This is a genomic window from Curtobacterium sp. NPDC089991 (assembly GCF_044748425.1).
In the GTDB taxonomy this organism is placed as follows: domain Bacteria; phylum Actinomycetota; class Actinomycetes; order Actinomycetales; family Microbacteriaceae; genus Curtobacterium.
The window spans coordinates 319647-342462 of record NZ_JBIVGB010000004.1; the positions used below are offsets into that span (position 1 = coordinate 319647).

Annotated in this window: 18 protein-coding genes and 1 pseudogene; 7 read left to right on the plus strand and 12 right to left on the minus strand. The window is 70.7% G+C overall.

From position 1 onward, the window contains the following. From ACIPV1_RS13585 to ACIPV1_RS13610, 6 genes are all read right to left on the minus strand, one after another. Entirely contained in the window at nucleotides 1-870 is an 870-nt protein-coding gene (locus ACIPV1_RS13585; RefSeq protein ID WP_402726624.1) for an alpha/beta fold hydrolase, read from the minus strand. Further along, complete coding sequence (locus tag ACIPV1_RS13590; RefSeq protein ID WP_134195416.1) at nucleotides 867-2663, minus strand: ABC transporter ATP-binding protein; 1797 nt, start codon at nucleotides 2661-2663, stop codon at nucleotides 867-869. Before ACIPV1_RS13590 ends, ACIPV1_RS13585 begins: the two co-directional genes overlap by 4 nt. After that, nucleotides 2660-3604 carry an ABC transporter permease gene (locus tag ACIPV1_RS13595; RefSeq protein ID WP_123293511.1) on the minus strand — a complete coding sequence of 315 codons (945 nt, stop codon included), beginning with the start codon at nucleotides 3602-3604 and terminating at the stop codon, nucleotides 2660-2662. Before ACIPV1_RS13595 ends, ACIPV1_RS13590 begins: the two co-directional genes overlap by 4 nt. Further along, the gene (locus ACIPV1_RS13600) at nucleotides 3601-4581 is read right to left on the minus strand and encodes an ABC transporter permease (RefSeq protein WP_111085432.1); all 981 of its coding nucleotides are present in this window, start codon (nucleotides 4579-4581) and stop codon (nucleotides 3601-3603) included. The genes ACIPV1_RS13595 and ACIPV1_RS13600 overlap by 4 nt, the downstream gene beginning before the upstream one ends. Then, entirely contained in the window at nucleotides 4578-6335 is a 1758-nt protein-coding gene (locus ACIPV1_RS13605) for an ABC transporter substrate-binding protein (protein WP_402726625.1), read from the minus strand. Before ACIPV1_RS13605 ends, ACIPV1_RS13600 begins: the two co-directional genes overlap by 4 nt. 316 nt (nucleotides 6336-6651) lie before the next feature. Next, nucleotides 6652-7752, minus strand: coding sequence for a LacI family DNA-binding transcriptional regulator (locus ACIPV1_RS13610; protein WP_402726626.1), 1101 nt, complete (start codon nucleotides 7750-7752; stop codon nucleotides 6652-6654). Between the two features lie 227 nt (nucleotides 7753-7979). Between ACIPV1_RS13610 and ACIPV1_RS13615 the strand changes: the two genes are divergently transcribed. Further along, complete coding sequence (locus tag ACIPV1_RS13615; protein ID WP_159570996.1) at nucleotides 7980-8132, plus strand: hypothetical protein; 153 nt, start codon at nucleotides 7980-7982, stop codon at nucleotides 8130-8132. Nucleotides 8133-8312: 180 nt separating this feature from the next. On the opposite strand, the gene ACIPV1_RS13620 is transcribed toward ACIPV1_RS13615, so the two are convergent. Further along, nucleotides 8313-9014, minus strand: coding sequence for a GntR family transcriptional regulator (locus ACIPV1_RS13620; RefSeq protein WP_235035805.1), 702 nt, complete (start codon nucleotides 9012-9014; stop codon nucleotides 8313-8315). A gap of 90 nt (nucleotides 9015-9104) precedes the next feature. On the opposite strand from ACIPV1_RS13620, the gene ACIPV1_RS13625 reads away from it, so the two are divergent. Further along, nucleotides 9105-10307: an MFS transporter gene (locus tag ACIPV1_RS13625; RefSeq protein ID WP_402726627.1), complete on the plus strand. Its 1203-nt coding sequence runs from the start codon at nucleotides 9105-9107 to the stop codon at nucleotides 10305-10307. An 87-nt stretch (nucleotides 10308-10394) separates the two neighbouring features. On the opposite strand, the gene ACIPV1_RS13630 is transcribed toward ACIPV1_RS13625, so the two are convergent. Continuing rightward, the gene (locus ACIPV1_RS13630) at nucleotides 10395-11558 is read right to left on the minus strand and encodes a hypothetical protein (RefSeq protein WP_123293507.1); all 1164 of its coding nucleotides are present in this window, start codon (nucleotides 11556-11558) and stop codon (nucleotides 10395-10397) included. Nucleotides 11559-11745: 187 nt separating this feature from the next. Between ACIPV1_RS13630 and ACIPV1_RS13635 the strand changes: the two genes are divergently transcribed. The 4 genes and pseudogenes from ACIPV1_RS13635 to ACIPV1_RS13650 all read left to right on the plus strand — a co-directional run bounded on the left by ACIPV1_RS13635 (nucleotide 11746) and on the right by ACIPV1_RS13650 (nucleotide 18165). Next, complete coding sequence (locus ACIPV1_RS13635; protein ID WP_123293506.1) at nucleotides 11746-13104, plus strand: sugar ABC transporter substrate-binding protein; 1359 nt, start codon at nucleotides 11746-11748, stop codon at nucleotides 13102-13104. After that, nucleotides 13101-14021: pseudogene (locus ACIPV1_RS13640) on the plus strand (carbohydrate ABC transporter permease); the annotation flags it as partial. The gene ACIPV1_RS13635 and the pseudogene ACIPV1_RS13640, both read left to right, overlap by 4 nt. Before the next feature lie 167 nt (nucleotides 14022-14188). Then, nucleotides 14189-15124 carry a carbohydrate ABC transporter permease gene (locus tag ACIPV1_RS13645; protein WP_111085425.1) on the plus strand — a complete coding sequence of 312 codons (936 nt, stop codon included), beginning with the start codon at nucleotides 14189-14191 and terminating at the stop codon, nucleotides 15122-15124. Next, entirely contained in the window at nucleotides 15121-18165 is a 3045-nt protein-coding gene (locus tag ACIPV1_RS13650; RefSeq protein WP_402726628.1) for a glycoside hydrolase family 2 TIM barrel-domain containing protein, read from the plus strand. Before ACIPV1_RS13645 ends, ACIPV1_RS13650 begins: the two co-directional genes overlap by 4 nt. A 97-nt stretch (nucleotides 18166-18262) precedes the next feature. Here the strand turns inward: ACIPV1_RS13650 and ACIPV1_RS13655 are convergent, their stop codons facing one another. After that, nucleotides 18263-18688 (minus strand): DUF3151 domain-containing protein, encoded by a 426-nt coding sequence (locus ACIPV1_RS13655; protein WP_131881275.1) that lies wholly within the window; start codon nucleotides 18686-18688, stop codon nucleotides 18263-18265. A gap of 273 nt (nucleotides 18689-18961) precedes the next feature. Between ACIPV1_RS13655 and ACIPV1_RS13660 the strand changes: the two genes are divergently transcribed. After that, entirely contained in the window at nucleotides 18962-20533 is a 1572-nt protein-coding gene (locus tag ACIPV1_RS13660) for an ABC-F family ATP-binding cassette domain-containing protein (protein WP_402726629.1), read from the plus strand. A gap of 7 nt (nucleotides 20534-20540) precedes the next feature. Here the strand turns inward: ACIPV1_RS13660 and ACIPV1_RS13665 are convergent, their stop codons facing one another. The 3 genes from ACIPV1_RS13665 to ACIPV1_RS13675 are packed head-to-tail and all read right to left on the minus strand — an operon-like array spanning nucleotide 20541 to nucleotide 22812. Then, nucleotides 20541-21236 carry an SDR family oxidoreductase gene (locus ACIPV1_RS13665; protein ID WP_402726630.1) on the minus strand — a complete coding sequence of 232 codons (696 nt, stop codon included), beginning with the start codon at nucleotides 21234-21236 and terminating at the stop codon, nucleotides 20541-20543. Between the two features lie 10 nt (nucleotides 21237-21246). Then, a complete protein-coding gene (locus ACIPV1_RS13670; RefSeq protein WP_402726631.1) occupies nucleotides 21247-21738 on the minus strand; it encodes a DedA family protein in 492 nt (163 codons plus the stop codon). A gap of 42 nt (nucleotides 21739-21780) precedes the next feature. Continuing rightward, nucleotides 21781-22812, minus strand: coding sequence for a YihY/virulence factor BrkB family protein (locus ACIPV1_RS13675; RefSeq protein ID WP_131922154.1), 1032 nt, complete (start codon nucleotides 22810-22812; stop codon nucleotides 21781-21783). Nucleotides 22813-22816 lie beyond the last annotated feature (4 nt).

The window sequence follows — 22816 nt, forward strand, 5'->3', positions numbered from 1 at the left end:
TCAGTGGGCGTTCATGAACGCATCGAAGACGGCGACCGTGCCGAGCGGGTTCTCGATCTGGGGGCCGTGGTAGCTCTCGGCGATCACCTCGTACGACGCACCGAGACGCGACGCCATGTCCGCCTGCCACGGGATCGGCCAGGCGCCGTCCCAGACGCCGTGCGCCACGAGCACCGGCAGTCCGGTCGCGCGGAGTTCCTCGGTGGCGTCGGTGCGGTCCTCGAGGATCGCCGCGCCACCGAGCACGCTGAGGACGCTCGTGTGGTCGAAGCGTTCGCGGACCATCCGGGCGTCGTCGGGCAGTTCCGCGTCGGGGCGGCCGGCCCAGAGCGGGTTCTGCGCGTCGAACAACGCACGGTTGGAGCACGTGTCGGCGACGATCGTCTTCTCGGCGGCCTTGCGGTACGACCAGCCGTGCGGGCCGGAGCAGAACATCGTCACGTCGCGGAACGACGTCGGCGAGGCGATCGCTGCGGCGCGGACGATCACGCCGCCGAGCGAGTGGCCGATGAGGTGGACCGGAGCGCCGTCGTCGAGCAGTCCGGCGACGCGGACGACGTCGGCGGCCTCCTGCTCGAGCGTGTACGCCGTGCGGTCGTCGGGCGAGACCGAGTCGGCCTGTCCACGGCGGCTGATCGCCACCGCCGACCACCCGGCGTCGCGGAGGAGTGGCAGGAACGTGCGCCAGTCCTCCTTGGATCCGGTGTAGCCCGGGACGATGAGCACGACACCCTTCGACACCCCGGACGGCATGATCCGGTACGCCGTGAGGCGACCGATCGGCAGGTCGACCCCGACGACGTCGACGCCGTCCGGCGTCGGCAGGTGGCCGAACGCCGGCACCGCCGGGAAGTCGTGCAGCGTGGTCACAGCCGGCCCTCCGCGAGGGCGCGGCGGGGGTTCGGCACGGCGTCGAGCAGGGCGATCGTGTACGGGTCCTGCGGGTTCTGCAGCACCTCGGCCGTCCGTCCCCGCTCGACCACGGCACCCTCGTGGAGCACCATGATGTCGTCGGTGATGAGCCGCGCGCTGAGCAGGTCGTGCGTGATGTAGAGGAGCGAGACGCCCCACTGCTCGCGCAGGTCCTCGAGCAGGGCGAGCACGCCGGCGCGCAACGTCACGTCGAGCATCGAGACCGGCTCGTCGGCGATGATCACCTGCGGGTCGGACGCGAGTGCCCGGGCGATGACGACGCGCTGCCGCTGCCCACCGGAGAGCTGGTGCGGGAGCTTCTGCGCGAACTGCTCGACCGGGGTCAGGCCCACGGTCTCGAGGAGCTCGAGCACGCGGCGCCGGGCGTCCTGCCCCGTCAGGTCCGTGTAGTTCGCGATCGGGCGGGACAGCGTGTACTCCACGGTGTGCAGCGGGTTGAGCGCCGCGTACGGGTCCTGGAACACCATCTGCACCTCAGAGCGGAGGTCCCGCAGGCCTCGCTTGCCCAGGCGTGCGACGTCGAGGTCGCCGAACCGGACGGTGCCGGTCGTCGGCTTCTCGACCCCGGTCAGGAGCTTCGCGATGGTCGACTTGCCCGAACCGGACTGACCGACCAGGGCGAGCGACTGCCCCGGCTCGAGGGTGAACGACACGTCGCGCACCGCCTGCACGGGCTGCTCGCCGCGGCGCGGCGCGGGGTAGGTCTTCACGATGTTCGAGACGACGATCGGGTTCTTCGCCGCCGACCGCTCACGCGACCCGACGGTGCTGAACGACGACGTGGCCTCCTGCCGCTTCTCGCCGGACGTCGCACGCTGCGACCGGTCCGGGAAACCGGGCAGGGACACGATCTCGGCCCGCGGGTCGGCGTAGTGCGACAGCAGCATCTGCGTGTACTCGTCCTGCGGGTTGCGCAGGAGCTCCTTCGAGCCGCCGTCCTCGACGATGCGGCCCTCGTGCATGACGAGCACGCGCTCGGTGGCCTCGAGCACGATGCCGAGGTCGTGGCTGATCAGGATCGCCGTGAAGCCCTCGGCCTGCTGCAGCTCGATGATCGTGTCCATGACGGCGTGCTGCACGAGCACGTCGAGTGCCGTGGTCGGCTCGTCGAACACCATCAGCTGCGGTTCGAGCGACAGGGCCAGGGCGATCGAGACACGCTGCCGCATGCCCCCGGAGAGCTCCCCGGGGAACCGGGCGAGCATCGACGTCGGCAGCTTCACCTTCTCGATGAGCTCCTTCATCCGGGCGTCCCACCGGTCGCGCGACACGTGGCCGTGCGCCTTGAAGATGTCGATGAAGTGGTTCCGGACGGTGCGCACCGGGTTGAGCGCGTTCATGCCGGACTGCAGCACCATCGCGAAGCCGCCCTGGCGCTGCTGCCGGAGCGCTTCCTCGTCGAGGTCACGGATGTCGTGACCGTTGAAGACGATGCTGCCGCCGTTCGTCCGCGCCGGCGGCTTCTGCAGACGCGTCAGCGCGTAGCCGAGCGTCGACTTGCCCGAACCGGACTCGCCGACGAGGCCGACGAACTCGCCCTTCCGCAAGCTGAACGACACGTGGTCGACCGCCTGGACGGCCGTCTGGCCGGCCGATTCGTACACGACCGACAGGTCGCGGACGTCCAGCAGGACGCCCTGGGCGTCACCACCGTCGGACGGGAGGCCCGTGGCGGCGCCGTCCCGCGCCTCCAGGCCGTCTGCTGGTTGCGTCGTACGCGAGCCGCTCATGCGGTCGCCTCCTTGCGCTTCGGGCGCGCGCCTTCGCGCAGCCGCGGGTTGGACACGGCGTCGACGCCGAAGTTGATCAGGGTGAGGCTCATCGCGAGCAGCGCGATGCAGAGGCCGGGGGCGAAGAGCAGGATCCACTGGCCGGTGAGCAGCGCGTTGGAGTTCTGCGCCCAGTAGAGGATCGTGCCCCAGCTGACGATCGACGAGTCGCCGAGCCCGAGGAACTCCAGGCCCGCCTCGGCCAGGATCGCGCTCGTGGCCGCTCCGAAGAAGGAGCCGACGATGAGCGAGGTCATGTTCGGCAGGATCTCGCGGAACACGATGCGGGTCGCACCGTCGCCGGAGAACTGCGCCGCCGTCACGAAGTCGCGACCGCGAAGGGACTGCGTCTGGCTGCGCAGGACGCGAGCGCCCCAGGCCCAGCCGGTGACGACGATCACCGCGATGATGACCGCGATGCCGCCGTTCTGCAGGTACGCCGCGATGACGATCATCAGGGGCAGGCCCGGGATGACCAGGAACAGGTTCACGATGAAGCCGATGACCTCGCCGATCCACCCGCGGACGTAGCCCCAGCTGAGGCCGATCGCCACGGCGACGAGCGTCGACAAGATGCCGGCGACGGCACCCACCATCACGGAGATCCGTGCGCCGTAGATGATCTGGGACAGGACGTCCTCGCCAGCGGCGGTGGTGCCCATCCAGTGGTCGGCGGTCGCGTCGGCGGACCGGGCGAAGCCGTTCTGGCTGGCACCGTACGGGGCCAGGAGCGGCGCGAAGATCGCGACCAGCACGAACACCGCGAGGATGATGATGCCGATCCGGGCCTTCGAGTTCGACCAGACGACGCCGAACTGGCGGGCGATGCTCTTCCACTTGGAAGGAGCCTGTTGTTCGTCGGTGTCCTGGGTCCGGACAGCGACAGTGGCGTTGTTGGTCATCGGCGCGTCCTCGGGTCCAGGACGCCGTACATGACGTCCACGATGAAGTTGGCGATGAGCACCGACACGGTGATCATCAGGAAGAGGGCCTGCATCAGCGGGTAGTCCTGCCCGATGACGGCGTTGAACAGGAGGTAGCCGATGCCGGGGTAGCCGAAGACCTGCTCGACCAGCACCGAACCGCCGACCACGCCACCGAGTGCCAGACCGAAGCCGGTCAGGTTCGGCAGGATCGCGTTCCGCGCCGCGTACCGGACGGCCACGGTGCGGCCGCGCAGACCGTTCGCCTCGGCGAAGGTCACGTAGTCGTCACCGAGCGTGTTGATCATCGCGTTGCGCATGCCGATGATCCAGCCGCCGAGGCTCGTCACCAGGATCGTCACCGCCGGCAGCACCGCGTGCTGCAGGGCATCGGCCGCGAACGCTCCGTTGAGCCCCGGGGTGGTGGTGGCCGAGTAGGCGCCCGTGGTCGGGAACCAGTGCAGGACGTAGCCGAGGAAGAACAGCAGGAGCAGGGCGGTCCAGAAGTACGGGAACGTCGACATGAACGACCCCGACAGCGTCGGGAGCGAGTCCAGCCAGGTGCCGCGCTTCCACGCCGCCGCGACGCCGATCAGGGTGCCGAGGACGAACGCGAGGATCGTCACGACGCCGACCAGGATGAGCGTGTACGGCAGGGCCTTCGACACGAGGTCACCGACCGGCTGCGGGTAGAACGTGTAGCTCACCCCGAAGTCGAGCGTGACGACCTGGTGCAGGTAGTTGACGTACTGGTCCCACAGGTTGCCCGTGGGGACGCCGAGCTGGGCCTCGATGGCCTTCTTGGTGGCTTCGGTGACGGGGCCGTTCTGGCTGAGCTTCGCCAGCGCGGCGTCCGACGGGCTGCCCGGCATGAGGCGCGGGAGCACGAAGTTCAGCGTGACCGCGGCCCAGAGGGTCAGGACGAAGAGGACGAGTTTCTGGAGGATGTACTTCACTTCTGGTCCTCTTGCTGCTTCAGGATCTCCTGGCCGGCTGCGCTGTCCCGGAGCCGGAGCTTCGAGAAGATGAGCAGCGGTGCGGAGTCGTAGTTCTGCGGGGCCATGTACGGGTCCTCGGCGCTGGGCCAACCGACGAACTTGCCGGTGTTGAACAGCCCCCAGAGCCCGCCGTAGTACATGCCGATCACGGGCAGCTCGTCGTACACGATCTCCTGCAGCTGGTTCAGGATCTCCTGCTGCTTCGCCGTGTCCGTCGTCGCCTTGTACTCGTCGAGGAGCTTCTGGGTGTCGGCGTTCTTGTAGCGCTCGTAGTTGTTGACCGTCGACTTGCCGACCGGCTGGTAGAAGTCGCTGCTGAGCAGGGAGTTGAACGCCTGGTAGACGTCACCGTTGCCCATGCCGCCCATCGCCATGTCGAACGTGCCGTTGTTGATGTTCTGCTGGTAGCCGGCGGGCTGTGGTGCCTGGATCGTCACCTTCACACCGATGGCCGTCAGGTCGCGACGGACCTCCTGCGCGGCACGGAGCCAGTCCGAGTAGCCGTTCGCGGTCATGATGGTGATGGACAGCTGCTTGCCGTCCTTCATGATCTTCCCGCCCTGCTCGGTCCAGCCGGACTTCGCGAACGCGGCCTTCGCAGCGTCGACGTCCTGCGTGATCATGCCCTTGTCCGGGATGTCCGGGTTGAGGTACTTCTCCTGGTTCGGCAGGATCAGGCCGGTCTGGCCCGCTGCCGCCAGGTTGCCCTCGGACGCGGTCTCGGCGATGTCGTCACGGTTCAGCGCGAGCGAGATGCCCTTGCGGACGTTGACGTCGTTGTACGGGGCCTTCGTCAGGTTCGGGATGAGGCCGATAACGCCACCGGCCGGGAACCACCACTGGTTCGTCTTCGACGCGGCACCCCAGGTGCCCTTGACGTCCGAGATGAACGAGTACGCCCAGTCGTAGCCGCGGGTGACGGTGTCGAGCTGCGTGTTCGTCGCCGGCAGGATGAGGTGCTTGATGGCGATCTTGTCGGCCTGCCAGTACGTCGGGTTCTTGTCCATCGAGTACTGCTGGTCGGTGTAGTTGCCGAGCACGAACGGGCCGGTGCCGACCGGGTTCGGGTCCCGCCAGGTGGTCGGGTCCTTCACGCCGCCCCAGTGCTGCTCACCGAGGATGTACGTCGCGCCGATGATGTTCAGGCTCGGCACGTCGTCGCTCTTGAGGTGGAAGACGACGTGGTCGCCGTCCACCTCGATGCTCTTGATGTGCTGCCAGGCGCCCTTGACGTCCATCGCCGGGAACTTCTTCAGCAGGTCGAACGTGAAGACGACGTCCTTCGCCGAGAACGGCGAGCCGTCGGACCACTCGACGCCCTGGCGGATCGTCATGTCGATCGTGCTGGCGTCCGGCTGGCTCCACTTGCTGGCGAGCCACGGGGTGCCCTTGCCGTCGAGGGGGTTGATCTCGATGAGCGGCTCGTACATCCACTTGGAGGCCGTGCGGGCGTTCGCGATGTACGGGTTGAAGTTGCGGTCGAACAGCGGGTTGCCGTGGTCCGCGTTGATGAGCATCGTGTCCTTGCCGATCGTGGGATCGGGTTCGGACCGGACCTGGATGCTGCAGCCGGTGGCCATGAGGGCCACGGCTGCGAGCCCGGCGATCGCCGCGACGAGGCGTCCGCGTCGTCGGGTGCTGCCGGGGCGCCTTCCGGGAGCGCGGGTCCCGGGGTCGCGCTTGCCGCGCGTGCGCTGTGGGGGAAGCGTCATTGCTCGGTCGACCTCCGTGTCGAATCGGTACTGGGTCAATGTATGCGCTTACATCGCGTCGCGCAACACCGGGGTTCCGTGCCGGGGTGGTACGTAGGCGCGGGCGGCGGCAGCGAGGGTCGGAGCGAGGGTCGCTGCGCACGGTGCGCGTTCCGTCGCAGGGTGCGAGGATGCCCGCTCCGTGCGCGGTTACAGGCCCGCACCGGGCGGTCAACGTCGCACGGGATGACCAAAGCCGCACGGTGCGGACGCACCGCCGCGCCGCTCGCCGCCTCGCTCGCCGCGCCGCTCGCAGCACCGCTCGCAGCACCGCACGTCACAGCGCCGGCGGGCAGCTCTCGCGCAGCAGCACCTCGACCGGTAGCCGGACGGCGCGCGGCGGTCCCTCGCGGTGGTCCAGCCGGTCGACGATCGCCCGCACCGCCGCACGCCCGAGCTCCCCCATCGGCTGGTGCACGGTGGTGAGCCGCGGCGACGAGAAGCGCCCGGCGTCGATGCCGTCGAAGCCGGTGACGACGACGTCCTCGGGCACGCGCAGGCCCCGGGCGGTGGCGGCGTCGAGCACGCCGAGCGCCGACTGGTCGTTCGAGCACACGATGGCCCGGGGCACCTCGTCCGCCAGCAGCCTCGCCGCCAGCTCCCGCGCTCGCGCCCGGCCGAAGTCGCCGTGCACCACCCGGACCGACGACGCCGGCACCCCGTGGTCCGCCAACGCCGACCGGAAGCCCGTCGAGCGCTCCATGTCGTCCGGCGAGTCGATCGGGCCCGCGACGTACGCGAGCGACCGGATGCCGAGCCGCCCGATCACGTGCGATGCGAGCGTCCGCATGCCGGCGCTGTTGTCCACGCTCACGGAGTCGAACCCGTGCGACCGCCGGTCGTCGGCGAGCACCACGACCGGGATCCGACGGGCGACGTGCTCGAGCAGGTCGTCCGGCACGGTCTGCGCGAGCACGGCGAGGCCGTCCACCCGGCCGGCGACGTCGTTGACGATCACGTCGCGCGAGGACCCCCGACCGGCGGCGACCATGAGCGCGAGTCCGCGCTGCCAGGCCTCGGTCTCGGCGCCGCGCAGGACCTCGTCGAAGTACAGGTTCGAGGAGAACGGCTGGGTCACGTGGCGGCGGTCGTCGACCACGCGGACGCCCCCGTCGGTGACCAGGTCCGGCCGTTCGTCGGGCACCACGTCGAACCCGGGCAGCAGCAGTCCGACGACGCCGGTGCGCTTGCCGGCGAGGGCTCGGGCGTTGCCGGAGGGGACGTAGCCGAGGCTGCGGATCGCCGCTTGGACGCGGTCCCGGGTGCCCTCGCGGACGGCGTCCGGCGTGCGGAGCACGCGCGAGACGGTCGCGATCGAGACGTTCGCGGCACTGGCGACGTCGTAGACCGTGGGAGGTGCGGTACGTGGTGCAGCCAAGCCGTGCCTCCCGTCCGACGTCCGCTGGTGCGCACCGGGGCGGCGCGGCCGCACCATCCTAGGCACGGTCCGTGACGGCACTTCTCCACATGTGACGAAAGCCCTTGCGGCGGCCGGAGCGACCGCGCGACACTGTCACGACCTCAGTACGTCCCGTGAGGAAGCGCACCGGCGGGCAGGATGCCCGCGCACACCACGATGCCCACACGCAGGGGAAGGACACCGACATGTCACAGGCGACACGATCCGGAAGCAAGCTGGCGAACCGCGCGAGCCATGACGAGGCCGAGGTGCGCGACGCGCTGCTCGAGCGCACCGACGGCGGCGGTTCGACGTTCGACCAGCTCGACGCGACAGAGGAGCGCGCGGACCGCCCGTAGCGGGTCACGTCCGCGTCGAACGGGCGACGGCCAGGAGGCGCGGACCGGCAGCTGCTGTCGGGTCGCGTCTCCGGGGGCGGTCGCGTCCAGGGCGCTGCTCGCGTCACGGCGGACCGGGTCACGCGCCGGGTGTCACGCCGGGCCCCGCGGTTCGTGTTCCGTCAGGTCACGCGGTTCGCGTCAGCGCTCGGTGGCCCCGACGATCGTCATGCCCGCGCCGCGCAGTCGGCGGCGCTCCTGTGCGATCCAGCCGAGCAACCGGTCGTTCGTCCCGGCGACGTGCGCTGCGACGAGCCCGGCCGCACGGTCGGCGTCGCCGTCGCGCACGGCGTCGATGATGGCGCTGTGCTCGTCCCACGCGGCGTCGCGGGCCTCGGGCGTGCGCACCTCGATCCACCGGGTGCGCTCGAGACGGGTCAGGGCATCGGCGATCGCGTCGGTGATGAACCGGTTGCCGCCGAGCGCCGCCAGGTCGAGGTGGAACGTCGAGCCCATCCGGATGCCCGCTTGCTGGTCGGGCGTCGGGCGCAGGGCGTCGAGGTGCCCGCGGACCTCGGCGAGCTGCTCGGCGCTCGCCCGCTCGACCGCGAGTCGGGTGGCGGCGGGTTCGAGCACGCCCCGGAGTTCGGCGAGCGAGGCGATCTCGTCGAGGTCGATCGGGGTGACCGTCCACGAGCGCCCCTCGTGCAGGATGAGGCCCTCGCGCTCGAGCCGCGACAGTGCGGCACGGACGGGGGTCCGCGAGGCGTGGAACCGCGCTTCGAGACCGCGCTCCGAGATGCGCTCGCCCGGCGCGATGTCGAGCGTCAGGATCGCGGCACGCAGGTTGTCGTAGAGCTGGGCCGTCTGCGACACCGGGGTTGCATCGGTCGTGTCGGTCACGGCCAACAACTCTAGCGGGGACACCGTCGGAATGGTATACCGTTGTGGTATACCAATTGCTTCCGACATGAAACGATGCGAGCCACCACGATGACCGCGACCGCCGCACCCCGGACGCCCACCACGATCGGCCGCCGAGCGTGGACGATGCTCGCGCTCGGGGTCGCCGCGCAGGCCGCCGGGACCCTGGTGGTGACGGCTCCCGCTCTGCTCATCCCGTACCTGCACGCGAACGGCACGTCCCTGACCGTGGCGGGCGTCCTCGCCGCTGCACCGACGTTCGGCATGGTCCTGACGCTCATCGCCTGGGGCGCGATCACCGACCGGATCGGCGAACGGATCGTGATCGCCGGCGGACTCGTGCTGACGACCCTCGCGGTGGTCGGGGCATGGTTCGCCGCGGGCGACCCGGTCCTGCTCGGGCTGGCCTTCCTGCTGGGCGGCATGACGAGCGCGTCGACGAACGCCGCGAGCGGCCGGGTCGTCGTGGGGTGGTTCCCGAAGGAGCGGCGCGGGCTCGCGATGGGCATCCGGCAGATGTCGCAGCCGCTCGGGGTGACGCTCGCGGCCGTCACGGTGCCGCAGCTCGCCGAGGGGTCCGGGATCCGCGCGGCCCTCGTCCTGCCGATCGTCCTCTGCGCCGTGCTCGCGGCGCTCTGCGCCGTCGGCATCCAGAACCCGCCGCGACCGGCCCGGCACACGGCACCGGCCGACGCGACGGCGAACCCGTACCGGGCGAGCGGGTTCCTCTGGCGGATCCACGCGGTGTCGATCCTGCTCGTGGTGCCGCAGTTCACCCTGTCGACCTACGGGCTGGTGTGGCTCGTCGGGCTGGGCTGGTCGACGGCCGCGGCAGGGCTGCTCGTCGGGGCGTCGCAGTTCGTCGGGGCGATCGGGCGGATCCTGGTCGGGGTGTGGAGCGACCGGGCCGGCTCACGCGTCGGACCGCTGCGGATCGTCGTCGTGAGTGCCGCCGTCGTGATGGGGCTGCTCGCGCTGGTCGACGTCACGCACCTGGCCGCCGGCGCCGTGTTCCTGGTGATCGCGACGAGCGTCACCGTGGCGGACAACGGGCTGGCCTACACGTCGGTCGCCGAGGCGGCCGGGCCGTTCTGGTCCGGTCGCGCCCTCGGCACGCAGAACACCGGGCAGTTCATCGCGGCGAGCGCCGTCGGCCCGGGCATCGGCGCGTTGGTGACGGCGCTCGGGTTCGCGGCGTCGTTCGGCATCGTGGCCGTGCTGCCGCTGCTGGCCCTGCCGCTGGTCCCGCGCGCGGACCGGTCGCACGACTGACCCGCGCGATGCACTGTAGGAACGGGCGTACCTGGTCGAAAGAACTGACCAGGTACGCCCGTTTCGATAAGGTACGCGCGCGGCTCGCTAGGCGGGGACGACCGGACCCACCGGCCAGCGGAGCAGCGCGGCGGCGGGAGCGCCACCGGGCAGCGACGCGGCGTTGACGAGCACGAGCTCGGCGTCGGTCAGCACCGCGGCCCGCACGAGCGCGCACACCGCCGGCACCGCCCCGATGACGGGCGTCCCCGCGGCCTGCTCCGGTGCGGTGGCGACCCACGGCGCCCCGGCGAGCGCGAGCAGTGTCCGGTCACCGATGGCCACGGCGTCGAGCGCGACGGTCGCGCCCTGGGCCTGCTGCAGCGCCTCGACGACGGGTCCGAGGCCGGTGACGACCTGGTTGTCGCCACGGCCGACGTGCGTGCGGAGCGAGTCCTCGAGGTCGTGGCGGCGGGTGGCGACGACGCGGGCGAGTGCGGTCTCGACGTGCTCGACGAACGCCTGCTTCGAGCCGGCGTCGGCTCGCGGGTCGCCCGGGAACACCGAGACGAGTGCACGGGTCTCGGACGAGAGTGCCTTCACCAGCAGCTCGCGGGCGGTGACGTCACCGGCGACGACGACGAGTCCGGGGCGGATCGTCCGAACGGCCTCGTCGACGGCGGCAGCGGTCTCCGACGAGTTCTGCTTCCAGATCTCCTCGGTGTGCTGCTGCCAGTGCGGCTGCTTCCACCCGGTGCCGGCCTTGGCGTAGTGCAGGGTGTCGTTCCGGCCCGCCACCTGCTGCTCGGACGCGTCGGCCGCGACCGGGGCGTGCCCGAGGCGGTAGGCACGGAAGGCCCCGCCCTCCTTGCCGGCGTGGACCACCAGGAACGGGAGGTCGACGGGACGGTGGGCGACGAGCGGCACGAGGTCCGGCACGGCTCCGACGCCGACGGACTCCGATCCGTGCAGCGGCCCGGGCAGGACCTCGCTCAGCACGACCTCGCCGTCGTGCACGAGCACGTACCGGGTGACGGGCGAGGGGACGCCGGGCTCCTGCTCGAACTCGGTGGCGACGGCGTCGACGACCTCGTCGGACGCACCCTGTGCCCGGAGCCCCTCCTCGACACCGCGGAGCTTGAGCGCCGCCTGTCGTCGGGGATCCTCGACGTTGCCGGAGACGTCGGCGTAGGCCCAGGCCCAGGTGCCGCCGCCCTCCAGTCGCTCTCCCAGGATCCGGTGCAGTTCGCTCGTCGCGTTGGTCGACGTCATGGCAGCTCCTCTCGGACGGTTGCCGGAGCCGATGAGCTCCGGCGCTCTCACGTGCGACCACACTCCACCTCGCCGCCACCGGGCGTCCACAGTCGGGAGCGAACACCCAGGCGCGAATCTGCAACGACGCTCGGTTTTGTGGTTGGCTGACCTGGACCCCGAATCGACGACGAACCGGAGTGCGGCAATGACGCCACGACCACGACCCATCTCCAGACGACAACTCCTGGGCTTCGGCATCGGCACGGCGGCGGCAGGGCTGCTCGCCGGCTGCGCGGTCCCCGGTTCCACCAACGTGAACAAGGCCGCCCTCGTGCCGGCCGCCGCGTCGGGCGAGACCGTCCAGCTCACCTACTGGGCCTGGTTGAAGGACCTGCAGAAGGTCTGCGACGTGTGGAACAAGACGCACCCGAACATCCAGGTGTCGGCGAACTGGATCCCCGGTGGCAACAGCGGGGGGTACCAGAAGATGTACTCCGCGCTGGCGGCCGGCGGCGGTCCGGACATCGGTCAGGTCGAGCTGCGGCAGATCCCCGAGTTCATGCTCGCCAACGGTCTCGTCGACCTCGCCCGCTACGGCGCGAAGGACTTCGAGTCGAAGTACGACGAGGCGGCGTGGGCGCAGGTGTCCTTCGTCGACGGCATCTACGGCATCCCGCAGGACACCGGCCCCATGGGGTTCTACTACCAGACCGCCCTGCTCGAGCAGGCCGGCGGCGAACCCCCGACGACGTGGGACGAGTGGCGGGACCTGGCCGAGAAGGTCCGGAAGACGGGCAAGCAGAACTACCTCGAGGTGTTCCCGGTCTCGGACGCGTCACCGTTCGCCGCGTACGCACAGCAGGCCGGCGCCCGCTGGTTCAAGGTCGACGGTGACGAGTGGGTCGTCGACATGACCGACGACAAGACCCTGATGGTCGCGGACTTCTTCGACGGGGTCATCGACGACAAGCTCGTCGACACGAGCGCCGGTGCGTACTCCCCCGGCTGGTACGCCTCGGCCGCGAGCGGCAAGATCGCCGCGGTCACGAGCGCGAGTTGGGGCGACGCCCTGATCGAGTCCGTGCAGGGCGGCGAGGGCAAGTGGAAGGTCGCCCCGATGCAGAAGTGGGGCGCCGACGGCTTCGGCTCGAGCGCCATCGGCGGTTCGACGGCGGCGGTCCTGGCGAACGCGAAGCACCCGAGGGAGGCGCTCGAGTTCATCACGTGGATGACCACCTCGAAGGAGGGCATCGACGCGATGATCAAGCACTGCGGCATCGGCTGGTCGCCCGCGGTCGACTACATCGGCAAGCAGCGTGAGCAGCCGTCGAAGTGGTTCTCCGGCCAGAACTACAACGAGGACGTCTTCGTGCCGGCCTCGAAGGAGCAGAACATCGACTGGTCCTGGTCCCCCGTGACCCAGTCGGCGTTCACGAGTCTGCAGAACCAGTTCCGCCGCAAGCTCACCTCCGGCCTCAAGCTCTCCGACGCGGTGGAACTCGCGCAGCGGGAGATCGTCCAGTCCTTCAAGGACAAGGGCCTCAGCGTCAGGACGGCACGATGAGCCAGCAGACCAGCACGCGACCCGCCTTCCGCACGAGCACGAAGGCCACGAGTGCGCAGAAGCGTGCCCCGTGGATCTTGCTCGCGCCGTTCCTGGCCCTGTTCCTGCTGACGTTCATCATCCCGATCATCAGCGCCCTGTTCCAGTCGTTCACGACCGTCGACCGTGAGGGCCTGTTCGGCGAGGACGGCGTCGTCGGCAAGTTCGCCGGCTTCGACAACTACGCGATCGCGCTGCAGGACTCCGGCTTCGTCGCCTCGATCGGCCGCATGCTGCTCTTCGGCATCGTGCAGGTCCCGGTGATGATCATCGCCTGCACGATCCTGGCGCTGCTGCTCGAGTCGGCGAGCGCCCGCTGGCCGGGCTTCTTCCGCGCGATCTACTTCATGCCGTACGGCGTCCCCGGCGTCATCGCGACGATCCTGTGGTCGTTCCTGTACGTGCCCGGCCTGTCGCCGATCGTGTCGCTGCTGCAGTCGATGGGGCTGCAGCCGGACTTCCTCGGCGCGAACAGCGTGCTGTGGTCGATCGCGAACATCGTCACGTGGACCTACACGGGCTACAACATGCTCATCATCGTGGCGCAGCTGAAGTCGATCCCCGGCGAGGTCTACGAGGCCGCCAAGATGGACGGTGCCGGCCCGTTCCAGGTCGCATGGCGGATCCAGATCCCGCTCATCGCCCCGGCCCTGGTGCTCACGACGGTGTTCTCGATCATCGGGACGCTGCAGCTCTTCGCGGAGCCGCAGATCCTGTCCACGGTCGCCCCGGCGATCGACACCGAGTACACGCCGAACTACGCCGCGTACACGAACGCGTTCGCGTTCAACGAGTACGGCGTCGCGAGTGCGCAGGCGGTCATCATCGCGCTGGCCGCGTTCATCCTGTCGTTCGCGTTCCTCGCGTTGACGAACCGCGCGCCGAAGGACGAACGCGACCGGCGCAAGCGCGCCAAGCGTGACGGCCTGGAGGCCCGCACCGCGCTCCAGACGCGCGCCGCGGCGGGCAGCACGGGTACCTCCCAAGCCGCACCGGGCCTCCAGGCCAGGTCCGGTCTGCAGAACGGAACGAAGGGGGCGGACGCATGACCAGCGAAGCCATCGAAGCGCCGGCCACGGCGAAGACCGCCGTCCCCGTGGACACCACGTCGATCTCGGCGCACCAGCGCCGCAAGCTCGACCGGTCTCCCCGCTCGCAGATCGTCGTGACGGGCATCCTCGTCATCGTCGCGCTGTACTTCCTCGTCCCGCTGTACTGGGTCGTCATCGCCGCGACGAAGACCACCGGGGCGCTGTTCTCGACGAACGGGTTCTGGTTCGGCGGCGAGTTCGCACTGTGGAGCAACCTGCAGCAGGTGTTCACGTACGACGGCGGCATCTTCGTCCGGTGGATCGCGAACAGCATCCTGTACTCCGGCGTCGGTGCGGTCCTGGCGACCTACTTCGCCGCGGCCGGCGGGTACGCGCTGGCGAAGTACGACTTCAAGGGTCGGCAGTTCGTGTTCGGCACGATCCTCGGCGGCGTGCTCGTGCCGGGGACCGCGACGGCGCTGCCGCTGTTCCTGCTGTTCTCGACCCTCGGCCTGACCGACACGTACTGGAGCGTGCTCATCCCGAGCCTCGTCTCCCCGTTCGGCCTGTTCCTGTGCCGGGTGTACGCAGCGGCGTCGGTGGACACCACGCTCCTCGAACAGGCACGTATCGACGGTGCCAGCGAGCTCCGGATCTTCCACACCGTGGTGCTCCGGCAGATGACCCCGGCCCTGGTGACCGTGTTCCTGTTCCAGGTCGTCGGCATCTGGAACAACTTCTTCCTGCCGCTCATCATGCTGGCAGACCAGAAGCTGTACCCGATCACACTGGGGTTGAACAACTGGCGCTCGCAGGTCGACCGCCTGCCGGAGTTCTACCAGCTCACCACCGGCGGGGTGCTCGTCTCGGTCATCCCGCTCGTCATCGCCATCATCGTCCTGCAGCGCTTCTGGCGCGGGGGCCTCACGGAAGGATCGGTCAAGGGTTGACCAACTCCGCACTCGACGACCTCCACTCGACCTCGCCGGGTTCGGCATCACGGCTCCCTCCGCGGGCCGCGCTCCACACCGACGCACCGTCGCTCTCGCTGAACGGCGACTGGCGCTTCCGGTGGTCGCCGGTCGCATCGGTGTCCGACGCGTTCGCCACCGACGCCGCCGTGGAGGACGACCCCGCGTGGGGCGAGCTCCCGGTGCCGTCGCACTGGGTGCTGCACGGGCACGGGTCGCCGAGCTACACGAACCTGCAGTACCCGTTCCCGATCGACCCGCCGCACCCGCCGGACGAGAACCCCACCGGCGATCACCGGCGGACGTTCGAGCTGCCGGCGTCGTTCGCGGCCGCCGGTCGGGTGCTGCTGCGGTTCGACGGGGTCGAGTCGCACTTCCGGGTGTGGCTGAACGGCACGCTCGTGGGCTGGTCGACCGGGTCTCGCCTGGCGACCGAGTTCGACGTCACGCAGCTGCTCCGTCCGGGGTCGAACGACCTGGCCGTGCGGGTGCACCAGTGGTCGGCGGCCTCGTACCTCGAGGACCAGGACCAGTGGTGGCTGCCGGGGATCTTCCGCGACGTCACGCTGCTCGCCCGTCCGACGGCGCCGATCGACGACGTGTTCGTCAGGGCTTCCTGGGCGCCCACGTTGGGCAGTGTCGCGACGGCCGGGACGGCTGCGTCCGGACGCCCGGCGACCGGCAGCGGGACGATCACGTTCCCGACGCTGGACGCTGGATTCCCGGTGCGGTTCGCGGTGCCCGACCTGGGCGTCGACGTGACGTGGACGACGGCCGACGAGGTCGCGCCGATCGAGGTCGAGGGCGTCGAGCCGTGGAGCGCGGAACTGCCGAAGCTCTACGACGCGACGGCGTCGACCGGCACGGACGCCGGCGGTGCCACCGGTGGCGAGACCGTGTCGCTCCGGCTCGGTTTCCGCACCGTGTCGATCGAGGGCGACCGGTTCCTGGTGAACGGCGAGCGTGTGGTGTTCCACGGCGTGAACCGGCACGAGACCCACCCCGTCCGCGGCCGCGTCTTCGACGAGGAGCACGCCCGCGCGGACATGGCGCTCATGAAGCGCAACAACGTCAACGCGATCCGCACCTCGCACTACCCGCCGCACCCCCGCGTGCTGGACCTCGCCGACGAGCTCGGCTTCTGGGTGATCCTCGAGACCGACCTCGAGACCCACGGGTTCATCTTCACCGGCTGGGTCGGCAACCCCTCCGATGACCCGGCCTGGGCGGACGCCTACCTCGACCGCGTCGCACGGACCGTCGAGCGGGACAAGAACCACCCGTCCATCGTGATGTGGTCGCTCGGCAACGAGTCCGGCACCGGCCGGAACCTGGCGGCGATGTCGCAGTGGGTGCACGACCGCGACGCCGAGCGGCCCGTCCACTACGAGGGCGACTACACGGGCGAGTACACCGACGTGTACTCGCGGATGTACCCGTCGCTGCAGGAGACCGAGTCCATCGGTGGCGGCACCCCGACGCCCCTGCTCGGCTGCGGCCCGGCCGAGGCCGCACGGCAGCGCTCGAAGCCGTTCATCCACTGCGAGTACGTGCACGCCATGGGCAACGGCCCCGGCCAGATCGCCGAGTACGAGGCCCTGGTCGACCGGTACCCGCGCCTGCACGGCGGGTTCGTGTGGGAGTGGCGCGACCACGGGCTCCTGGCGCAGACGGCGTCCGGCCAGGACTACTACGCCTACGGCGGCGACTTCCACGAGGTCGTGCACGACGGCAACTTCGTGATGGACGGCCTGGTGCTGCCCGACGACTCCCCGACGCCCGGGCTGGCCGAGTTCGCGGCCGTCGTCGCCCCGATCCGCCTGGCGGTGTCGGACACCACGATCCTGGTCGAGAACCGGTACCACTCGGCCTCGACCGCCGGGCTGCGGTTCTGCTGGACCCTGTCGCGGAACGGCGTCGTCGAGGCCTCCGGTCGGTTCGCCGCCGGCGTGGTGGCCGCCCGCGAGTCGGCGACCGTCCCGGTGCCGTCCGAGGTGCTCGACTCGGCCACCGCCGAACTCGCACCCGGCGACGAACTCTGGCTCGACCTGACCGCCGAACTGGCGGGCCCGACCGCGTGGGCGGACACCGGCCACGTCGTCGCACGCACCCAGCGGCTCGTCGCGAGCCGTGTGGCGGACGCACCACGGGCCTCCCGGCAGGGGTGGGACGGCGACCGTCTCGGCGACGGGACCTTCTCGGACCGCGGCGACCTGGTGTCCTGGAAGGGACACGAGGTCGCAGGACCCCGCCTGGAGCTCTGGCGCGCCCCGACCGACAACGACCGGCTGGCGTCGCAGGGCGGCTACGAGACGGCGGACCCGGTGCTGACGCACGGTGTCGGTGACCCGGACGCTCCCCCGTCGGCCTCGCGCTGGCGGGACCGTGGACTGGACCGGCTGACCCACCGCCTGGTGTCGGTGGCACGGACCGACTCCGGCCTGGAACAGCGGGTGCGGGTGGCGGCGGCGAACAGCGGCTGGGGCCTCGAGGTCACGCACCGCTGGACCCTGACGTCCGACGGGCTGGTGCTGCAGACCGACGCGGTGCCGCTCGGGGCGTGGGACGTCACCTGGCCGCGGATCGGGGTGCGGTTCGACCTGCCGGCCGGGTTGGCCGACGAGACGGCCACGTGGTTCGGCACCGGACCGCTCGAGTCGTACGCCGACTCGTCGCACGCTGCCCGGGTCGGTCGGTTCACCGCTCCGGTGCGGTCGCTCGGGGTCGAGTACTCGCGGCCGCAGGAGACCGGGCACCGGCCTGCGCTGCGCTCGTTGTCCGTCGGGCCGTTCACGGTGTCGACCGTGGGGTCGCACCGTGCGGGCTTCACCCTGTCGCCGTGGACCGCGCAGCAGATCGACCGCGCCGAGCACCCGTACGAGCTGCCGACGTCGGACCACCTGTACCTGTACCTCGACGCGGCACAGCACGGGCTCGGCAGCCGGGCGTGCGGCCTCGACGTGCTGCCGGAGCACCAGCTCTGGCCGCAGGCGTTCAGTTGGAGCGTGGCGCTGGCGTAGCGGCGGGGTCGGGTCTTCCGGAACCAGGTTCCGGACACAGCACCGCGCATCGGCGTGGTTCCGTGTCCGGAACCTGGTTTCGTCGTTTCGCGCCGCGCTACGCGTCGGCGGACAGGGCGCGCAGGGCCTCGGGGTCGCTCGCGTTCAGGAAGTCGGTCAGGCGCTCGGGCTCGCCGGGCTCGTCGATCGCCTCGGCCGCACGGCGCAGCGCGAACAGCGCGCGGAGCACGCCCCGGTTCGGCTCGTGCGCCCACGGCACCGGACCGGCACCGCGCCAGCCGGCCTTGCGCAGGGCGTCGAGCCCGCGGTGGTACCCGACGCGGGCGTAGGCGTACGACTCGAGCGCCGCGCCACGCTCCCAGGCCTCGTCGGCGAGCAGGGCCCACGCCAGGCTCGACGACGGGTGCGACACCACCACGCTGGCGACGGGGGCGTCGGCGGCGAGTGCCGCGGTCACCTCGGGTTCGGCGGGGAGCAGGGTCTCGGGGTTCGTCGACGGGTTCGGCAACAGGTTCTCCGGCATGCCCCCAGCCTGTCATCCCTTGCGCGTCCCCGTGGCCGGGATTACCGTGGGAGGCACCTCGTCGTCATCACGAGGCCCCCGGGGCGGGAGACCGACCGGCGGCACGGATGGCGGACACGGGGGTCCCCGACGGAAGAAGACGGATTGCTGTCGATCACCGGTTCTGCTCAGCCCACGCGCTGACACCGTGATCGCGCGCCCCCGTCGGGCGCTCCACCGCACAGCGGTGGGTTCGGTGTCGTGCGCCCAGCATCGACACCGGGAGGCATCCCCATGCCCAGCAGTCCATCCGTCGTCCTGCACGACGTCACCTTCGCCTGGCCCGACGGCACCGTCGCCCTCGACCACCTCACCGCCGCCTTCGGGCGTGGCCGTACCGGCCTGGTCGGGAGGAACGGGGCCGGCAAGTCCACGCTGGTCCGGCTCGCGACCGGCCGACTCCACCCCACGTCGGGCACCATCTCGACGTCCGGCCCCGTCGACCACCTGCCGCAGCGCCTGGCAACCGGGACCGACGACGCCGTCGCCGACCTGCTCGGCATCCGGTCGACGCTCACCGCGCTCCGGGCCGTGCTGTCCGGTGACGCGTCGCCCGAGCACTTCGAGGCGGTCGGCGACGACTGGGACCTCGAGGAACGGGCCGCCGCAGCGATCGCGAGCGTCGGACTCGACGGCGCCGACCTGGAACGCCCGGTGTCGACGCTGTCGGGCGGGCAGTCCGTGCTCGTCGCCGTCGCCGGGGTGCGGTTGCGTGGCCGTCCGATCGCGTTCCTCGACGAGCCGACGAACAACCTCGACCGTCGGGCACGAGGGCTCCTGCTCGACCTGGTCGACGACTGGCGCGGCACCCTCGTGGTGGTCAGTCACGACCGGGAGCTCCTCGAGCACGTCGACGAGACTTGCGAGCTCCGCGCCGGTGCGATGACCGTGTTCGGCGGGACGTTCAGTGCGTTCGAGGAGCACGTGGCCGTGCAGCAGGCGGCCGTCGAACGTGAGGTCCGGGTCGCCGAACAGCGACACCGCACCGAGAAGCGGCAGCGCATCGAGGCCGAGACGAAGATCGCCCGGCGAGCGCGCGCCGGGGTGAAGGCCGTCGAGAACATGCCGAAGGGCTACGCGAACGAGCTGCGGAAGAAGGGCGAGCAGACCGCCGGCCGACTGCGCGTCGGGTACGCGGACGACGAGGCCGCTGCCCTCGAGACGAAGCGGGAGGCACAGCTCCGGCTGCGCGACGACGAGTCCATCCACGTGACCCTGCCCGACCCGGACGTGCCGGCGTCACGGCAGATCGCGACCGTCACGGTTCGCGGGCGGGACGTGATCGTGCAGGGGCCGGAGCGGATCGCCGTCACCGGGGACAACGGCGTCGGCAAGTCCACCCTGCTCGAACAGCTCGTCGGTGCGCCGGAGGCCCGGGAGCACCCGCTCCCCGACACCGGTGCCGTCGCCCACGTCGAGCGGATCGCGTACCTGCCGCAGCGGAAGGACACCCTCGACGACTCCGCCACGGTGCTCGACAACGTGCGACGGGACGCCCCGCACGTCGCCGTCGCCGAGGTGCGGAACCGCCTCGCGAAGTTCCTGGTGCGCGGCGACACCGTCGACCGGCTCGCCGGGGCGCTGTCCGGCGGGGAGCGCTTCCGGGTGGCGTTGGCGAGCCTGGTGCTGGCCGACCCGCCGCCGCAGTTGCTGGTGCTCGACGAGCCGACGAACGACCTCGACCTGACGAGCGTCGACCAGCTCGTCGACGCGCTGCGGGCCTACCGCGGCGCGCTCGTCGTGGTCAGCCACGACGAGACGTTCCTCGACCGACTCGAGCTCGACGCGCGCATCGAGCTGTCGTAGCCCGCTGTCAGCGCCGTCGGGTCGGTCGGATCGCGAGCGACTCGACGGTGCCGCGCTCCGGCAGGTCGACGACCGTCCGGACGGCGGCGGCCACGTCCTCCGGCGCCAGGTAGTACGCGGTGTCGTAGTCCTCGCCGAGCTTCTCGGTCAGCGCCCGCTGCATGTCCGAGTCCGTCCGGCCCGGGTGCACGCTCGAGACCCGGACGCCGTTCGCCCGCTCTTCTTCGCGCAGGGCGTCGGCGAAGGCCCGCAGTGCGAACTTCGACGCCGCGTACACACCACCGCCGGGGCCGGAGTGGAAGCCCGAGCCGCTGTTGATCGGCACGACGATGCCCCGAGCCGCCCGGAGTGCCGGCAGCGCCACCCGGGTGAGCTCGGCGACCGCGAACAGGTTCGTGGCGAAGACCTGCTCCCACACCACACGCGGGGTGTCGGCGATGGTCGTGCCCTGTTCGACGCCGGCGGAGTGCACGAGCACGTCGAGCCGGTCGGGCAGCGGCGGCAGGTCCCCCGCGCCGAGGTCACCGACGAACGGCACGGCGCTCGGCAGCTCGGCGACGAGGGCGTCCACTGCCTCGGCGTTCCGCCCGCCGACGAACACGTGGTGGGTGCGACCGAGGTCGGTCGCGATCGCGCGGCCGATGCCGCGGGTGGCACCGGTCACCAGGGCGACCGGACGGTTCTGGAGCTGTTCTGTCGTCACGTGGGCCAGCCTACGGAAGCCGGGCCGGGCCTCCCGTCCGCGTCCGGGATCTGTGGAGAACCGTCACCGCGACGACCATCGCGCCGACCAGGACGGCCACCGCTGCGATGCCCCACGGCGAGCCGGCCAGCGCGGCGACGACCGCCCAGAACACCGCGAGCCCGACGGTGGCGTAGAGGAAGGCCCACGCGACGCACCCCGGCACCATCGCGATCGTGTACCGCCACCACGCCACGCGGGCGAGCCCGGCGGCGGCGTTCATCACCGTCTGCAGCCCGACCACCACGAAGCTCACCGTCACCACCGGCAGGCCCCAGCGTTCGAGGAGCACTGAGCCGCGGCGGACCGCCGGCGAGTGCAGCCAGCCGCCCCAGCGGGAGCGCGAGGCACCCGTCACCGCGAGACGCGCGACCCAGTACGTGGCCTGCGCACGGCAGAACACGATCACGAAGAGCGCGAGGACGAGCTGCCAGAACGGCAGCCCGTCGAGGAAGGCGGGCACGGTCGCACCGTAGCGCCTCCGTCCGGAGGAACGCCTCGGGTGTCAGTCGCCGTCGGCGCCCTGCCGGATCCTGATGCCCTCGAGGACGTCCTGCGCGCGCTTCTCGTCCTGCTTCTCGATCTGGCGGGTGTCGCGCTCGGGGAGCTGGATGTCCTCCTCCGCCCGGATGCCCGCCTGCAGCTGCCGGCCGCGCTCGAGCTCGGCGTCGAACTCGGCACCGAACAGCAGCGCGTTGTTCGTGATCCAGAGCCACAGCAGGAACACGATGACCCCACCGAGGGAGCCGTACGTGGCGTTGTAGTTCGAGAAGTTGGCGACGTAGAACCCGAAGCCGACGCTCGCGATGATCAGGATGAGGATCGCCAGGATCGACCCACCGCTCACCCACCGGAACTTCGGCTGCTTGACGTTCGGCGCCCAGTAGTAGAGCACCGCGACGACGATGATCGCGACGACGAGCAGGATCGGCCACTGGACGATCAGCAGGACCGTCGCGGCGGCGTCGCCGAGTCCGATGACGTCGCCGAAGCTCCGGGCGAGCGGGCCCGAGACGAGCACGAGCAGGCCGACGACGAGCATGACGACGGTGAACACCGTCACGCCGAGCATGGTCGGGCGGAGCTTCCAGATCGGTCGGCCCTCGCGGACGTTGTAGATCCGGTTCATCGCCCGGCCGAAGGCGCCGACGTACCCGGACGCCGACCAGATCGCGCCGACGATGCCGACCACGAACGTGATACCGGCGGCGGGCGACCGGACGAGACCCTCGATCGGGTCCCTCAGCAGGTCGACGACGCTCTGCGACCCGACGTTGCCGATGATCGTCAGCAGGGAGTCGATGGTCTTCTGCGGGTCGGACACGAGGCCCAGGATCGAGACGATCGCCAACAGTCCGGGGAAGAGCGCGAGCACCGTGTAGTAGGTCAGGCTCGCCGCGAGGTCGGTGCACTGGTCGCCGGTGAACTCGCGCAGCGTCTTCTTCAGCGTGTAGACGAGCGTGGGCTTCGTGAGGTCGGTGGGGCTGTCCGGCTTCCGGGAGTCGTCCGGGTCCGGCTTCTGCTGCTCCTGCGCCATCGGA

Excerpts from the sequence above, each read along its gene's own strand:
- ACIPV1_RS13590 (WP_134195416.1), bottom strand. The coding sequence starts at position 2,663 with ATGAGCGGCTCGCGTACGACGCAACCAGCAGACGGCCTGGAGGCGCGG.
- ACIPV1_RS13595 (WP_123293511.1), bottom strand. The coding sequence starts at position 3,604 with ATGACCAACAACGCCACTGTCGCTGTCCGGACCCAGGACACCGACGAA.
- ACIPV1_RS13605 (WP_402726625.1), bottom strand. The coding sequence starts at position 6,335 with ATGACGCTTCCCCCACAGCGCACGCGCGGCAAGCGCGACCCCGGGACC.
- ACIPV1_RS13615 (WP_159570996.1), top strand. The coding sequence starts at position 7,980 with ATGTCACAGGCGACACGATCCGGAAGCAAGCTGGCGAACCGCGCGAGC.
- ACIPV1_RS13625 (WP_402726627.1), top strand. The coding sequence starts at position 9,105 with ATGACCGCGACCGCCGCACCCCGGACGCCCACCACGATCGGCCGCCGA.
- ACIPV1_RS13630 (WP_123293507.1), bottom strand. The coding sequence starts at position 11,558 with ATGACGTCGACCAACGCGACGAGCGAACTGCACCGGATCCTGGGAGAG.
- ACIPV1_RS13635 (WP_123293506.1), top strand. The coding sequence starts at position 11,746 with ATGACGCCACGACCACGACCCATCTCCAGACGACAACTCCTGGGCTTC.
- ACIPV1_RS13645 (WP_111085425.1), top strand. The coding sequence starts at position 14,189 with ATGACCAGCGAAGCCATCGAAGCGCCGGCCACGGCGAAGACCGCCGTC.
- ACIPV1_RS13655 (WP_131881275.1), bottom strand. The coding sequence starts at position 18,688 with ATGCCGGAGAACCTGTTGCCGAACCCGTCGACGAACCCCGAGACCCTG.
- ACIPV1_RS13660 (WP_402726629.1), top strand. The coding sequence starts at position 18,962 with ATGCCCAGCAGTCCATCCGTCGTCCTGCACGACGTCACCTTCGCCTGG.
- ACIPV1_RS13675 (WP_131922154.1), bottom strand. The coding sequence starts at position 22,812 with ATGGCGCAGGAGCAGCAGAAGCCGGACCCGGACGACTCCCGGAAGCCG.